Source organism: Pseudomonas sp. TE36184 (genome assembly GCF_054060055.1).
The window spans coordinates 4,606,964-4,622,773 of sequence record NZ_JBSSCU010000001.1 but is presented as its reverse complement, the minus strand read 5'-3'; the positions used below and the strand labels follow the sequence as shown (position 1 = coordinate 4,622,773).

The 15,810-nt window shown below is 56.2% G+C and carries 14 protein-coding genes; all 14 read right to left on the bottom strand.

Features of this window, described 5'->3' with window-relative positions:
• Positions 1 to 16: 16 nt before the first annotated feature.
• A complete protein-coding gene (locus tag ACVWZP_RS20765) occupies positions 17 to 1,465 on the bottom strand; it encodes an ATP-binding protein (protein ID WP_457370112.1) in 1,449 nt (482 codons plus the stop codon).
• A complete protein-coding gene (locus ACVWZP_RS20760; RefSeq protein WP_457370111.1) occupies positions 1,458 to 3,485 on the bottom strand; it encodes a transposase in 2,028 nt (675 codons plus the stop codon). The genes ACVWZP_RS20765 and ACVWZP_RS20760 overlap by 8 nt, the downstream gene beginning before the upstream one ends.
• A 121-nt stretch (positions 3,486 to 3,606) precedes the next feature.
• Positions 3,607 to 4,470: a TnsA endonuclease N-terminal domain-containing protein gene (locus tag ACVWZP_RS20755; RefSeq protein WP_457370401.1), complete on the bottom strand. Its 864-nt coding sequence runs from the start codon at positions 4,468 to 4,470 to the stop codon at positions 3,607 to 3,609.
• A 320-nt stretch (positions 4,471 to 4,790) separates the two neighbouring features.
• A complete protein-coding gene (gene glmS, locus ACVWZP_RS20750) occupies positions 4,791 to 6,623 on the bottom strand; it encodes a glutamine--fructose-6-phosphate transaminase (isomerizing) (RefSeq protein ID WP_057004918.1) in 1,833 nt (610 codons plus the stop codon).
• Positions 6,624 to 6,633: 10 nt separating this feature from the next.
• Positions 6,634 to 7,401 (bottom strand): DeoR/GlpR family DNA-binding transcription regulator, encoded by a 768-nt coding sequence (locus ACVWZP_RS20745; protein WP_026140274.1) that lies wholly within the window; start codon positions 7,399 to 7,401, stop codon positions 6,634 to 6,636.
• A 230-nt stretch (positions 7,402 to 7,631) separates the two neighbouring features.
• Entirely contained in the window at positions 7,632 to 8,999 is a 1,368-nt protein-coding gene (gene glmU, locus ACVWZP_RS20740) for a bifunctional UDP-N-acetylglucosamine diphosphorylase/glucosamine-1-phosphate N-acetyltransferase GlmU (protein WP_046484441.1), read from the bottom strand.
• A gap of 115 nt (positions 9,000 to 9,114) precedes the next feature.
• On the bottom strand, positions 9,115 to 9,540 hold the full coding sequence (locus ACVWZP_RS20735) for a F0F1 ATP synthase subunit epsilon (RefSeq protein ID WP_046381581.1): 426 nt from the start codon (positions 9,538 to 9,540) through the stop codon (positions 9,115 to 9,117).
• A gap of 44 nt (positions 9,541 to 9,584) precedes the next feature.
• On the bottom strand, positions 9,585 to 10,964 hold the full coding sequence (gene atpD / locus ACVWZP_RS20730; RefSeq protein ID WP_010565871.1) for a F0F1 ATP synthase subunit beta: 1,380 nt from the start codon (positions 10,962 to 10,964) through the stop codon (positions 9,585 to 9,587).
• Positions 10,965 to 10,991: 27 nt separating this feature from the next.
• Entirely contained in the window at positions 10,992 to 11,852 is an 861-nt protein-coding gene (gene atpG / locus ACVWZP_RS20725) for a F0F1 ATP synthase subunit gamma (protein WP_017848932.1), read from the bottom strand.
• Positions 11,853 to 11,902: 50 nt separating this feature from the next.
• Positions 11,903 to 13,447 (bottom strand): F0F1 ATP synthase subunit alpha, encoded by a 1,545-nt coding sequence (gene atpA / locus ACVWZP_RS20720; RefSeq protein WP_017848933.1) that lies wholly within the window; start codon positions 13,445 to 13,447, stop codon positions 11,903 to 11,905.
• A 21-nt stretch (positions 13,448 to 13,468) separates the two neighbouring features.
• Positions 13,469 to 14,005 carry a F0F1 ATP synthase subunit delta gene (locus ACVWZP_RS20715; protein ID WP_017848934.1) on the bottom strand — a complete coding sequence of 179 codons (537 nt, stop codon included), beginning with the start codon at positions 14,003 to 14,005 and terminating at the stop codon, positions 13,469 to 13,471.
• 12 nt (positions 14,006 to 14,017) lie between these two features.
• Positions 14,018 to 14,488, bottom strand: a complete 471-nt coding sequence (locus ACVWZP_RS20710) for a F0F1 ATP synthase subunit B (protein WP_015886647.1) — start codon at positions 14,486 to 14,488, stop codon at positions 14,018 to 14,020.
• A gap of 57 nt (positions 14,489 to 14,545) precedes the next feature.
• Positions 14,546 to 14,803 (bottom strand): F0F1 ATP synthase subunit C, encoded by a 258-nt coding sequence (gene atpE, locus ACVWZP_RS20705; RefSeq protein WP_002555987.1) that lies wholly within the window; start codon positions 14,801 to 14,803, stop codon positions 14,546 to 14,548.
• A gap of 133 nt (positions 14,804 to 14,936) precedes the next feature.
• On the bottom strand, positions 14,937 to 15,806 hold the full coding sequence (atpB, locus tag ACVWZP_RS20700) for a F0F1 ATP synthase subunit A (RefSeq protein WP_017848936.1): 870 nt from the start codon (positions 15,804 to 15,806) through the stop codon (positions 14,937 to 14,939).
• Between the last annotated feature and the right edge of the window lie 4 nt (positions 15,807 to 15,810).

Here is a 15,810-nt window from a genome sequence, read left to right as displayed (position 1 = left end):
CCCCCCCGCGAATCAGTCACCAGGCAGAGTCCTTATCCACCCAGCCGCGCTGTTCGAGTTGAGTTTGCACGTCTTCGTCTTTTGAAAAATGTGCGCTTTTTAAGGACCCATCGGCGACCGGGACTATCGGCCAACTGGCAACCTTGGCGACTGGACTAGCAATAGATTCTGCAGGAGAGGCAAACGAAGCCTGAGTAAGAAGCGAAAGATGTGTCCTATCGGCTCGCCGCGCCAGATCGTAACTCATCATCTGAGCGATCTGGTCCTTTGTAGGCATCATGTCCTCGAAGTCCGCAATTTGCAGAGGATCACCGCTTCGGAGGGCCTCAATGGGCTTGTGCAGAAGCCTCATCTGGGTGTCATACACCTGCTGCAATACCGCTGAAGTAATCGAATCAATGCCCTCCCAAATTACGTGCCGCTGGGTAAGCATGAGAAGCTTGGCCAAGAAGTCCGTGTTGCCTTGAGTGAGGTCGTAAATCGTAGCCAGGAGCTCATCTGTCAGCGGAGCACAGGAAGCTGTCCAGTCATAGGCCCAGAGCTGCGATACCAGATGTGACCAATATGGATCGTTCTCGCTGAATCGGTCAAAAGCGATCGGGCCCATCCCCGCAGCTCGCCGGGCGTTTCGCAAAACTCCGGAGAATAGCGGCAGCATTGCGTTTGTTCCGACGTAGACCAGCGGAACGCCGGTGTCGTTTGACAGCGTCACGAAAAAATTGAGCAACTTCTCGCGGTCTTGCCCGCCCCGCGACGAGCAAAGATGTTGCATCTCATCAATGATCAATGCACCGATATAGAAAGTTTTGCACAACTGACTGAGGTGCTGAAGCATCAAACTGATACTGTTGCCTGCGCCACCTTTGCGCGAGTATTTGTCAATTCCTAGCGCTACATCCAGTGCCGAGAAGAACGCGGAGCAAAACCCTCGTAGTGAACCGTCGTGCGGGCACTCAATCTTGAGCCAGACTACTTGGGTCTCGACGAAGATTTGCTCTTTGTATCTACTATGGCTGATCACCTGTGGGTAAAGCTTCGCTATGGAATTAAGGGCGGTTGTTTTACCCATACCGCTCAGCCCAATGAGCGTCATCGTTTCCGCCGTGGACATGAAGCCTTGGCGTTGAATCTCGGCAGATGAAGGCATCCGATGCCTGACGGATGAAACGAGTAGCGGGTTGCGACCTGTATACCCGTACCGGATCAACTGACTGAACAAATCCTCAAGCCGAAGGTGGATCTCAAAAGGAACGACGACATCCTTCAGTCTGTTGATCCCGTGTCCACGAAGCTTGGGGTCCAATGTCCGCTCCGCTTCGTCAGGCCTCATGGGATGATTACCAACACGCCTGACGACATCGATATCCGAAAGAATCCTGGGCAGGCACTCGATCAACGGATTACCGTCGTATTGAGGCATCCCGGTTGGAGTGTAATCAGCGGGCGCAAAACTGAAGTCACTCATTGGTCTCTCCACCGGCATTGAGCACCAGTTTCAGGAAGGCAGCGCTTCTCGCAGAATTGGGCTTGCTTACAGCTAGTTTGGGATTTTCCGCCGTAACAGGCGGGTTATCCACAACGCGAAGCTGATTCAGATCAGCGGAATGGAGGTCGCGCTCACTCTGAGCTTCTGTGGCTCGCTTGGAGCGTTTGTCCCGTTTGAAATCAGCGTTCGATTTCGGCTCGCCTTGAGCTACACGCTTGGTTTTAGCTCGGTAAAGGATGTCCTCCTGGCGACCTTTTAGTCGTGCCGCGATGTTGTCAGCTTCATATCGAGCGTCCGGCGAGACCTGATTCATGATCTTGATGATATCAAGCACCTCCTCCATACGGAGTCCGCCGTATTTTTGCGATTGTTGCGGCACTATCGTGAGCGGCTCGAATCCCGCTTCAGATTTAACCCAGCAATTCTCTATAGAGTTGGGATCATAATAAACCCTAACGTATTTCGTTTGAAAATTATGCGAGCGCTCTAACCACTCCTCGCGAACTGCTGTTTGACAAGTATATTGGACACCTTGGAAATTAATTCCGCCTCGGCTGATACGGCACTCCCGCGAAGGCAACAAGGCGATTTTGAGCTCAGCAGGAGAAACCGCCTTAGTATTGAGCATGCTGTTTTCCATGGACCATTTCCAGAGTTCTATTGGAGTAGGTTCTATTCCTGCCGCAATCATCTCGCGATTGAGAAGATGAGGCACCCGAAGACTTTTGTTGTGTGCCAGCACTCCCACTATTACCATTTCGGTAAATTCATCGATATCAAGGATTGCATCCAACTGGTAGTCTCGGTCACCTCGTTCCATTTTTCGGGCGTCCACGCCACCTGGCACAAACTTTAGGTCCAACTTTTCGTTTATCAACCGAAAGCGGCTTTCAATGATACTTTTCCAGTCTGGCCTAAAGGGTGGCAAAATTTTAACGGTAGTACCCAGGACCTTCGTCATCGCCTCACCGGCCTCGCTTAAAAGCTCAGCGCGGTCCGCAACGAGCTCAACCGGCAGATGAGAGCACGGCCAGTCAAACTCGTCGATATCAACGCCGTACCGCTTGCAGAAATCTACTTTAGGTGTACAGGCATTATAAATAGCATGCCTAGCTCCATTCCAACTTGGCCCCTCAAGACCAACGTGGATGCCAACAATCATTCTGGTGAACGTATCTACAACAACGTAGAGCACAGGTCGGCCAATAAGCCACAATCTGTTGACCCGGTGCACCAGATAAACATCGGCAATAGTTGAATCTATTTCATAGCGATGGCCAGCACCAAACAACCCCGTAGATGCTGACCCAACGAGCGAACGATGATCTTTGTTATAGCGAATGGCACCTCCGCGTTTCTTCAACTTATAAAGAGCATCGAAAAATAATTTTCCATTATGTCTAAGCTGATGGATGGATGGGTAACTGCCTTGTACCACATCCCCTTTAGAGCCATCGGTTAGCCTTTCCCTGTAGAATTTATTCAACATCCACTTATGTGCGTCTTGAAGCGTACCGCACCTGCCACTAGCAACCCGCCCATAAGCAAGGCGGATGTGGGCCAGATGCCGGCTCTCAAGCATGATAGCGCCATCTTCGCTCAGCGCGACGCCGAGATATTTGGCCGGCCTCCCAGGAATGACTCCAGAGACGCGGCTTTTCTTCTGCCCTCGACCGCCACATGCACTGGTGTTCCACAAGAATGCGTTGCGAGTTTGCCCCATGCTCCAGTATCTATAAAGAAGCCTATAGATTTGCTTGCGATCTAGTCCCATCGTCATAGCATGATTCGAAACGAGCGCACCGAAATTCGAAGTCAAGATATCTAAGGCAGTTTGATTTTCCACCAAATCCCGAACAAGGCTCCAGTTTCTATCTCTACTATTTCTTTCATTCTCACTTATCTGATCTTCAGTTCTAAGCAAATGCATAGGCACCCTTTCCGGGCTTAACACAGACGCACCGGAATCAATCTCTTCCAGCAAAAGTGATTTATTCATCCTCCAAGGCTTCGTCGGATTTGTGGATAGCTCTATCACTAAGACGTCATCATCTTTTTGACCCAAAACTCTAACTGGCCTCTGCAACAGGCTAGAGCCTTCACCTGGAGAAACGATGCAGTTAACTCGCAGATTTAGCATCATTGGATACCCCGATTGGTGCCGTAACAGCCGAACGCGATTCACTAATCCATACATGTAACGGCTGAGATAGGCTAATCACCTTTGATGTGAGATCCATTTCCAACCGACCGGCCCATAAAAGGTAATGAAAAAGTCGCTTTAAGTCCATGTAGTTTATATGTACATACTTTGAAGCTTTATCTAGTAGCAACTTAAGTACGATCTGATCAGTTTTGCACCGCTGTATGAACACAATTAAATTATGTATGTTCTTTTCTGTAGGCAGCGAAGGATGAATGTTCGCATAGGTGCGCAGAATGGTGAGATTTGCTATCTTGTTTCGCGACAAATTTTCGTGCAGAACTAGCTTCCACTCTACATTCCTCATCGACCAATACTTTTCTTCGATAGCAAGTTTCTCAGCCATTCGATTCCGCACGCCAATATCTGCATCCTCGAACTCCTTCCGGTATTTGACCGAGCGCGCAGCCAGCCTGACTTCGCCTGATGAATCTAGGAAGGTGATTAGGAAGTCAGTCGTTATGACTACAGGAACATGAGTCCCTGGGTAGACCGGATGGCGATAATCAAGACTGGTGGCTATAGCCTGGGTTTCGACTTGTGTTAAGAGAGGGTACTGCTCGCGGATATCGATTACTGAATTATCACGTTCCAGAACGGTGAGATAATCGCGCTCAGCGTTGGATAGGAGGTGATGAGTGCGTTGGATTTTTACTCCCGATACTAGGTGGGAAACACCCTTGGATTTGATGTCCCAAACCCTGATCCAAGGTTCATAGGATTCTCTCACGCCGCTACCACGACCAGATTTGATTCTTCTATCGATTCTCTGCTGAGTCATCAGCTTAGAGGAAACAGGCTTAGCAGGCGCAGCGGGAGCAGCGGGAGCAGATGTCATTTCGAGTCGCTCTTCGTTAGGCGACCGCTCGCGAGAAACGGCACAGGAGGGACGTGGCATGGAGAAGTCAAGAGTGACCTCAGCCAGGACAGCAATCACAAGTCCATAGAGGATCATGATCCTAATTTCACAGACCTGCTCCTGCCCCGATGTACGGTCGGAGCAGGGGATTGTGACAACCTTTATTAAGTTGTGACAACCTTTATTGTTTTGTGACAGCCTTTATTGTTTGGAAACAGACGGGCCTTCCGGCGCCAGCCGTATTACTCCACCGTCACCGACTTCGCCAGGTTGCGCGGCTGGTCAACGTCGGTGCCCTTGAGCACGGCGACGTAGTACGACAGCAATTGCAGCGGGATGGTGTAGAGGATCGGCGACAGGGTGTCGTGGATGTGCGGCATGTTGATGACGTGGGTGCCTTCGCCATTGACCATGCCGGCTTTCTCGTCAGCGAAGACGATCAGTTGGCCGCCGCGGGCGCGCACTTCCTGCAGGTTGGACTTGAGCTTCTCCAGCAGTTCGTTGTTCGGCGCGACGGTGACCACCGGCATGTCGTCATCCACCAGGGCCAATGGGCCGTGTTTCAGTTCGCCGGCCGGGTAGGCTTCGGCGTGGATGTACGAAATTTCCTTGAGCTTCAGGGAGCCTTCCATCGCCACCGGGTATTGCGCGCCACGGCCGAGGAACAGGGTGTGGTTCTTGTCGGCGAACAGCTCGGCGACTTTTTCTACGGTGCTGTCCATCGCCAGCGCTTCGCCGAGGCGGGTCGGCAGGCGGCGCAGTTCTTCCACCAGGGTGGCTTCGACGCCGGGGGCCAGGGTGCCGCGCACTTGGCCCAGGGACAGGGTCAGCAGCAGCAGGCCGACCAGTTGGGTGGTGAAGGCTTTGGTGGAGGCCACGCCGATTTCGCGACCGGCCTGGGTCAGCAGGGTCAGGTCGGACTCACGCACCAGGGAGCTGATGCTGACGTTGCAGATCGCCAGGCTGGCGAGGAAGCCCAGCTCTTTGGCGTTACGCAGGGCGGCCAGGGTGTCGGCGGTTTCGCCGGACTGCGAGATGGTCACGAACAGGCTGTCGGGCTGCACCACCACCTTGCGGTAGCGGAATTCGCTGGCGACTTCGACCTGGCACGGGATGCCGGCCAGTTCTTCCAGCCAGTAACGCGCAACCATACCAGCGTGGTAGCTGGTGCCGCAGGCCACGATCTGGACATTGCGCACCTTGGCGAACAGCTCGGCGGCTTGCGGGCCGAAGGCGTTGACCAGCACTTGCTTGTCGCCAAGGCGACCTTCCAGGGTGCGTTGCACCACGGCCGGTTGCTCGTGGATTTCCTTGAGCATGAAGTGGCGGAACGCGCCCTTGTCGGCCGCTTCGGCGCCGTCGCGGTATTGCACGGCTTCGCGCTCGACGGAATTGCCGTTTACGTCCCAGATCGCCACGCTGTCACGGCGGATGTCGGCAATATCGCCTTCTTCCAGGTACATGAAGCGGTCGGTGACCTGGCGCAGGGCCAGTTGGTCGGAGGCGAGGAAGTTTTCCCCCAGGCCCAGGCCGATCACCAGCGGGCTGCCACTGCGTGCGGCAACCACGCGGTCGGGTTGGCTCGCGCAGATCACGGCCAGGCCGTAGGCGCCGTGCAGTTCCTTGACCGTGGCCTTGAGGGCGGCGGTCAGGTCGTTGTGGTCCTTGAGCTTGTGGTTGAGCAGGTGGGCGATGACTTCGGTGTCGGTGTCCGAGGTGAACACGTAACCCAGGCTCTTCAACTGTTCACGCAGCGCTTCGTGGTTTTCGATGATGCCGTTGTGTACCACGGCCACGTCGCCAGAGAAGTGCGGGTGGGCGTTACGTTCGCACGGCGCACCGTGGGTGGCCCAACGGGTGTGGGCGATGCCCAGGCGACCGACCAGCGGTTCGCCGGCCAGGGCCTGGTCCAACTCGCTGACCTTGCCCGGACGACGCAGGCGCTCCAGCTTGCCGGCGTTGGTGAAGACCGCCACACCGGCGCTGTCATAGCCGCGGTATTCCAGGCGTTTGAGGCCTTCGATCAGGATGGGGGTGATGTTACGTTCAGCGACTGCGCCAACAATGCCACACATGGTGTTTCTCCTAGATGATTGCCGCGCATATCAGCGTAATGCCGCGGGCTTGGATCTGGTCGCGGGCCTCATGCGGCAGGCGATCATCGGTGATCAGGGTATGGACGCTGCTCCAGGGCAGTTCCAGGTTGGGAATCTTGCGGCCGATCTTGTCGGACTCGACCATTACCACCACTTCACGGGCAACCTCGGCCATCACGCGGCTCAGGCCCAGCAGTTCGTTGAACGTGGTGGTGCCGCGCTGCAGATCGATGCCGTCGGCGCCGATGAACAGTTGATCAAAGTCGTAGGAACGCAGCACCTGCTCGGCAACCTGGCCCTGGAACGAGTCCGAATGCGGGTCCCAGGTGCCGCCGGTCATCAACAGCACCGGCTCGTGTTCCAGTTCGCTCAAGGCGCGAGCCACGTGCAGGGAGTTGGTCATCACCACCAGGCCGGGCTGGTGGCCCAGTTCGGGGATCATGGCGGCGGTGGTGCTGCCGCTGTCGATGATGATGCGTGCGTGTTCGCGCAGGCGCATCACGGCGGCACGTGCGATGGCGCGCTTGTAGACCGAGATCGGCTGGGCAGGGTCGCCGACGAGCTCCTGGGGCATGGTGATCGCACCACCGTAACGGCGTAGCAGCAGGCCGTTGCTTTCGAGGGCGGCCAGGTCCTTGCGGATGGTGACTTCCGAGGTTTCGAAACGCTTGGCCAATTCATCCACGCTGACTTCGCCCAGTTGATTGAGCAAGGTCAGGATGTTGTGGCGTCGTTGGGGTGTATTTCGTTTCGACATGGTGACTTTATGTTTCGTTTCGAAAGATAACGAAGGCAATAAAAACCTATTGGCGAAAGATCGTCAAGCAGCATGCCGCAAATTTTTGAAACTGGCGAAGGGCTAATGTGGGAGGGGGCTTGCCCCCGATAGCAGTGTGTCAGTCATTAAGTGCTTTGACTGGACCGTCGCCATCGGGGGCAAGCCCCCTCCCACATTGGCTATTTGTTGCTGATAAGACTGTGGATAACTCAGCTCTTTTTGATTTTCACCGGGCGTTTCCAACCGTCGATGTTGCGCTGACGGGCGCGGGCCACGGCAAGCTGGGACTTATCCACATCCTGATTGATGGTTGAACCCGCTGCGGTGTTTGAGCCATCACCGATGGTTACAGGTGCAACCAGCGAGTTATTGGAGCCGATGAATACGTCTTCACCAATCGTCGTCTGATACTTGTTGGCACCATCGTAATTGCAGGTGATGGTGCCGGCGCCGACGTTGGTCCGCGCGCCGATCACCGCATCGCCCAGGTACGTCAGGTGGCCGGCCTTGGCGCCTTCGCCCAGATGGGCGTTTTTCAATTCGACAAAGTTACCCACATGGGCCTTGGCTTCCAACACGCTGCCGGGACGCAGGCGCGCAAACGGCCCCGCATCGCTGCCCTCGCCCATCACCGCACCGTCGAGATGGCTGTTGGCCTTGATCACCACGCCCTTGCGCAGGGTGCTGTCCTTGATCACGCAGTTCGGCCCGATCACCACGTCGTCTTCGATGATCACGCGGCCCTCGAGGATCACATTGATGTCGATCAGCACATCCCGGCCCACGGTGACTTCACCGCGCACATCGAAGCGCGCCGGGTCGCGCAGGGTCACGCCCTGGGCCATCAGGCGGCGGCCTTCGCGCAGTTGGTAGTGACGCTCCAGTTCGGCGAGTTGCTTGCGGTCGTTGGCGCCCTGCACTTCCATCGGGTCGTGGGGCTGTTCGGTGGCGACCAGCAAGCCATCGTTGACGGCCATTTCGATCACGTCGGTCAGGTAGTACTCGCCCTGGGCGTTGTTGTTGGACAAACGGCTCATCCAGTCCGCCAGGCGATTGGCCGGCACTGCGAGAATCCCGGTGTTGCCTTCGGTGATGGCGCGTTGGGCGTCGCTGGCGTCCTTGTGCTCGACGATAGCGGCGACCTTGCCGTCGGCGTTGCGCACGATGCGGCCGTAGCCGGTAGGGTCATCCAGTTCGACGGTGAGCAGGCCCATCTGGCCGGGCACGACGTGCTTGAGCAGGCGCTGCAGAGTTTCCACTTCGATCAGGGGCACGTCGCCGTAGAGGATCAGCACCGTGTCGGCTTTGATGAACGGCACGGCTTGGGCGGTAGCGTGGCCGGTGCCCAGTTGCTTGTCTTGCAATACGAAATTCAGGTCATCCGCGGCCAGGCGTTCACGCACCACATCGGCACCGTGGCCGATGACGACGTGGATGCGTTGCGGGGCCAGTTGCCGGGCGCTGTGGATAACATGGCCAAGCATGGAGTTACCGGCCACCGGGTGCAGCACTTTGGGCAAGGCCGAACGCATGCGGGTGCCCTGGCCAGCGGCGAGAATGACGATTTCTAGAGACATGAATGGCTACCAATCCTGGGCGGTCCGGCTTCAGACCAGAGAAGTGTTTTGCAAAAAAAGAAAAAGGGTAGCCGAGGCTACCCTTTTTAATCAATCACGCATGAGGCGTAACGGCTTAGCCGCCAAACTTCTTGCGGATCTGCTGGACGGTACGCAGCTGAGCTGCGGCCTCGGCCAGACGAGCGGCAGCAGAACCGTAGTCGAAATCTGCGCCTCTTTCGTTCAGGGCCTTCTCAGCAGCCTTGACGGCAGCCTGAGCGGAGGCTTCATCCAGGTCAGCAGCACGTTGCACGGTGTCGGCAAGTACCGTGACCATGTTCGGCTGAACCTCGAGGAAACCACCGGAGATGTAAAACACCTCCCGTTCCCCGCCTTGCTTGGTCAGAGTGATCGGACCTGGCTTCAAACCGGTGATCAATGGCGCGTGGCCCATGGCAATACCCAGGTCACCGAGTTCGCCGTGTGCAATCACCATTTCTACCAGACCGGAGAAGATTTGCCCTTCCGCGCTGACGATATCGCAATGGACTGTCATAGCCATCTGATTGCCTCAACCTGATGAGCGCCCGTTGCCGGGCGCCGGGATTACAGTTTCTTGGCTTTCTCGATCGCTTCTTCGATGCCGCCGACCATGTAGAACGCTTGTTCTGGCAGGTGGTCGTAGTCACCGTTGAGGATGCCTTTGAAGCCAGCAATGGTGTCTTTCAGGGAAACGTATTTACCCGAGGCACCGGTGAAGACTTCAGCCACGAAGAACGGCTGCGACAAGAAACGCTGGATCTTACGAGCGCGGGATACCAACTGCTTGTCGGTTTCCGACAGCTCGTCCATACCCAGGATCGCAATGATGTCCTTCAGTTCTTTGTAACGCTGCAGCACGTACTGAACGCCGCGAGCGGTGTCGTAGTGCTCCTGGCCGATCACGTTCGGGTCCAGCTGGCGCGAAGTCGAGTCGAGTGGATCGACCGCTGGGTAGATACCCAGGGAAGCGATGTCACGGGACAGAACGACGGTGGCGTCCAAGTGGGCGAAGGTGGTCGCTGGCGACGGGTCGGTCAAGTCATCCGCAGGTACGTATACCGCTTGGATCGAAGTGATCGAACCTTCCTTGGTCGAAGTGATACGTTCTTGCAGAACGCCCATCTCTTCAGCCAGGGTCGGCTGGTAACCTACTGCCGAAGGCATACGGCCCAGCAGTGCGGATACTTCAGTACCGGCCAGGGTGTAACGATAGATGTTGTCGACGAACAGCAGAACGTCGTTACCTTCGTCACGGAACTTCTCGGCCATGGTCAGGCCGGTCAGTGCTACGCGCAGACGGTTTCCCGGCGGCTCGTTCATCTGACCGTAAACCAGTGCCACTTTGTCCAGAACGTTGGAGTCCTTCATCTCGTGGTAGAAGTCGTTACCCTCACGAGTACGCTCACCCACACCGGCGAACACGGAATAACCGCTGTGCTCGATGGCGATGTTACGGATCAGTTCCATCATGTTTACGGTCTTGCCTACACCGGCACCACCGAACAGACCGACTTTACCGCCCTTGGCGAACGGGCAAACCAGGTCGATAACCTTGATGCCGGTTTCCAGCAGGTCGTTGCCGCCAGCTTGTTCCGCGAACGAAGGTGCTGGACGGTGAATGCCCCAGCGCTCTTCGGTGTCGATCGGGCCAGCTTCGTCAATCGGGTTACCCAGAACGTCCATGATCCGGCCCAGGGTCGCTTTACCGACCGGTACGGAGATGGCAGCGCCAGTGTCCAGAACACCCAGACCGCGCTTCAAGCCCTCGGTGGAACCCATTGCAATGGTACGAACCACGCCGTCGCCCAGCTGCTGCTGAACTTCCAGAGTGGTGCCTGCATCGCTTTGTACTTTCAAAGCGTTGTAGATGCTCGGTACGCTGTCGCGTGGAAATTCCACGTCGATAACGGCGCCGATGATTTGAACGATACGTCCGCTACTCATAGCTGGATCCTCTGAATATTTGAACCGTTAAACCGCGGCAGCGCCGCCGACGATTTCCGAGATCTCTTGGGTGATCGCAGCCTGACGCGCCTTGTTGTAGATCAGCTGCAAATCGCTGATCAGATCACCGGCGTTATCGGTAGCGTTTTTCATCGCGATCATCCGCGCCGCTTGTTCAGCTGCGTTGTTCTCGACCACCGCCTGGTACACCTGCGACTCCACGTAGCGCACCATCAAGCCGTCAAGCAGCTCTTTGGCGTCTGGTTCGTAGAGGTAGTCCCAGTGGTGCTTGAGTTCCTGATCCGGAGTCGCCACCAGTGGAATCAATTGCTCCACGGTAGGCTGCTGGGTCATGGTGTTGATGAACTTGTTGGATACCACGGACAGGCGGTCAATCCGGCCTTCCAGGTACGCATCCAGCATCACCTTCACACTGCCGATCAAATCATTGATCGACGGCTCTTCACCCAGGTGGCTGATAGCTGCAACGACGTTACCGCCGAAGTTGCGGAAAAAGGCCGCACCCTTGCTACCAACTACACACAGATCGATCTCGACGCCGTTTTCGCGGTTTACCGCCATGTCCTTGACCAGGGCCTTGAACAGGTTGGTATTCAAACCACCGCACAAACCACGGTCACTGCTCACTACCACATAACCCACACGCTTAACTTCGCGGTCGATCATGAACGGGTGGCGGTATTCCGGGTTGGCGTTGGCCAAATGCCCAATTACCTGGCGGATACGCTCCGCATAAGGACGGCTAGCCGACATACGCATTTGTGCCTTGCGCATTTTGCTGACCGCCACTTTTTCCATGGCGCTGGTAATTTTTTGCGTGCTTTTGATGCTCGCAATCTTACTGCGAATCTCTTTTGCGCCTGCCATGTAACACCTATCAGGTTAGCAAGCGGGAGCCTTGCGGCTCCCGCTGCGGCTTACCAGGTTTGGGTGGCCTTGAACTTCTCGATACCGGCTTTCATGCCAGCGTCGATATCGTCATTGAAGTCACCCTTCACGTTGATCTTCGCCATCAATTCGGCGTGATCGCGGTTGAAGTAAGCAATCAGCGCTTGTTCAAAGCTGCCGACCTTGGCGATTTCAACGTCGGTCAGGAACCCACGCTCAGCGGCATACAGCGACAACGCCATGTCAGCGATCGACATCGGGGCGTATTGCTTCTGCTTCATCAGCTCGGTAACGCGCTGACCATGCTCAAGTTGCTTACGGGTCGCTTCGTCCAGGTCAGAAGCGAACTGGGCGAATGCCGCCAGTTCACGGTACTGAGCCAGAGCGGTACGGATACCACCGGAGAGCTTCTTGATGATCTTGGTCTGAGCGGCACCACCCACACGGGATACCGAAACACCGGCGTTCACTGCAGGGCGGATGCCCGAGTTGAACATGGCCGATTCCAGGAAGATCTGACCGTCGGTGATGGAAATCACGTTGGTCGGAACGAACGCGGAAACGTCGCCAGCCTGGGTTTCGATGATCGGCAGTGCGGTCAGGGAACCGGTTTTGCCGGTCACTGCGCCGTTGGTGAACTTCTCTACGTATTCTTCCGAAACGCGGGATGCGCGCTCCAGCAGACGGGAGTGGAGATAGAACACGTCGCCTGGGTAGGCTTCACGGCCTGGTGGACGGCGCAGCAGCAGGGAAATCTGGCGGTAAGCCACTGCTTGCTTGGACAGATCGTCATAAACGATCAGCGCGTCTTCACCGCGGTCACGGAAGAATTCACCCATGGTGCAACCGGAGTACGGTGCCAGGAATTGCAGCGCAGGAGATTCCGAAGCACTGGCAGCCACGATGATCGTGTTGGCCAGGGCGCCGTTTTCTTCCAGCTTGCGAACCACGTTGGCGATGGTCGATTGTTTCTGACCGATGGCTACGTAGACGCAGAAAATGCCGCTGTTCTTCTGGTTGATGATCGCGTCGATCGCCAGAGCGGTTTTACCGATCTGACGGTCACCGATGATCAGCTCACGCTGGCCACGGCCGACTGGGATCATGGCATCGACAGCCTTGTAGCCAGTCTGTACAGGCTGGTCTACCGACTTACGCCAGATCACGCCTGGAGCAACTTTCTCGACCGCATCGGTCTCGGTGTTGTTCAGCGGACCTTTGCCGTCAACTGGGTTACCCAGTGCGTCGACTACGCGACCCAGCAGTTCCTTACCAACCGGAACCTCCAGGATGCGGCCGGTGCACTTGGCGCTCATGCCTTCAGCCAGACTGGTGTACGCGCCCAATACAACGGCACCTACGGAGTCTTGCTCCAGGTTGAGGGCCATACCGTAGACGCCGCCCGGAAACTCGATCATCTCGCCGTACATGACGTCGGCCAGACCGTGAATCCGCACGATGCCGTCAGATACGCTGACGACAGTGCCTTCGTTACGGGCTTGGGAGGTCACATCGAGCTTGTCGATGCGGCCCTTGATAATTTCACTTATTTCGGAAGGATTGAGTTGCTGCATTGCTCTGCTGCCCCTTCAAACTCAAGATTTCAATGCTTCGGCAAGGCTCGCGAGTTTGCCGCGAACCGAGCCATCGATAACCAGGTCGCCGGCGCGAATGACAATGCCCCCAATGAGGGATTTGTCTTCCGCAACTTGCAGGCGCACTTCCCGGTCGAGTCGTGCACTGAGAACCTTGGCGAGTTTGTCTTGCTGTTCTTGGTTCAATGCAAAAGCACTGGTCACTTCAACGTCTACCGACTTCTCTTGCTCGGCCTTGAACAGGTCGAACAGAGCGGCAATCTCCGGCAGAAGCGGGAGACGGTCGTTTTCGGCAACGACGTGAATGAAGTTCTGCACTTTCACATCGAACTTGTCGCCGCACACGTCAATAAACGTGGCGGCCTTGTCTGCGCTCGTCAGGCGCGGGGCCTTGAGCACGCGCTGCATGGTGTCGTCTTGCGACACTGCTGCAGCCAGGCCGAGCATGGCTGACCAAGAGGCCAGCTGCTGGTGGGCCTGGGCGTGCTCGAAGGCTGCCTTAGCGTAAGGTCGGGCCAACGTGGTCAGTTCTGCCATGATCGCCCTCGCTTAAATTTCAGCAGCCAGTTTATTAACCAGCTCCGCGTGCGCGTTTTGATCGATTGTGGCACCGAGGATCTTCTCGGCACCGCCGACCGCCAGAGCACCCAGTTGGGCACGCAGCGCGTCTTTGACGCCGTTCAGTTCCTGTTCGATCTCGGCATGAGCCGAAGCCTTCACACGATCAGCTTCGACGCGGGCTTTTTCAACAGCCTCTTCGACGATCTGGTTGCCGCGCTTCTTGGCTTGCTCAATGATTTCAGCTGCCTGTGCTTTAGCATCGCGCAGTTGATGACCCACTTTCTCTTGGGCCAACTCCAGGTCGCGAGCTGCACGGCTGGCAGCGTCCAAACCATCCGCGATCTTCTTCTGACGTTCGTGCAAAGCCGCGATGACCGGAGGCCACACGAACTTCATGCAAAACACTACAAAAATGAAGAACGCAACGGATTGGCCAATCAGGGTTGCATTAATGTTCACGCCAACACCTCGCTCATTCGTTGTCCATCACCCCAATCAACTCGAAAATTCGAGTGATTAGCCAGCGAGTTGACCAACGAAGGGGTTCGCGAAGGTGAAGAACAGAGCGATACCAACGCCGATCATGGTCACGGCGTCGAGCAGGCCGGCGACGATGAACATTTTAACTTGCAGCATTGGAACCATTTCTGGCTGACGCGCTGCGCCTTCCAGGAATTTGCCGCCAAGCAGGCCGAAACCAATGGCAGTACCCAGGGCGCCCAGGCCGATCAACAGTGCAACAGCGATAGCGGTTAGACCAACTACAGTTTCCATCTTTCCTCCCGACTTTTACGTCGTATGGTTTAGGTTTTTTAGATTTTAAAGCGGTAAAACAAATCGTTTCATAGCCCTTTCAGGCCACCTTCCCGTTTTACCGGGAAGGACATCAGACTAGTCGAGACTGGCCTTAATGGTTCTCTTCGTGCGCCATCGACAGGTAGACGATGGTCAGCATCATGAAGATAAACGCCTGCAGGGTGATGATCAGGATGTGGAACACAGCCCACGCCCACTGCAGAACAACGCCCAGGCCGCTAAGCCAGAGCAGACCGCTGCCGAACATCACAGCGATCAGAATGAACACCAGCTCGCCGGCATACATGTTGCCGAACAGTCGCAAGGCCAGGGAGATCGGCTTGGCGACCAGAGTCACGAATTCCAGCAGGAAGTTCACCGGGATCAGCAGGGCTTGAACGAAGATGTTCTTGCTGCCGAACGGGTGCAGGGTCAGTTCGCCGATGAAGCCGCCGATGCCCTTGACCTTGATGCTGTAGAAAATGATCAACGCGAACACCGACAGGGCCATGCCCAGGGTGGCGTTAGGGTCAGTGGTGGACACCGCACGGAATGGAATGTGGTGATCGCCAGTGATCAGGATGGCCAACTGAGGAATCCAGTCGACCGGAATCAGGTCGACGGCGTTCATCAGGAACACCCAGACGAAGATGGTCAGTGCCAGCGGTGCAATCACCGGGCTACGGCCATGGAAGCTGTCTTTCACGCTGCCATCGACGAATTCGACCAATACTTCAACGAAGTTCTGCAGGGCACCCGGTTGACCGGAAGTCGCCTTCTTTGCCGCCATGCGGAAAATCAGGACGAAAATCAGACCCAATGCGACCGACCAGCCCAGAGTATCCAGGTGGAAAGCCCAGAAGCCCATTTCTTTGGCTTCTGCTGCGGTGTGGGCGAAGCCCCAGCCGCCGTTGGGAAGCTGACCGAAGGTCAGGTTCTGCAAGTGGTGCTGGATATAGCCCGAAGCGGTTGTTTCTGCCATGGTT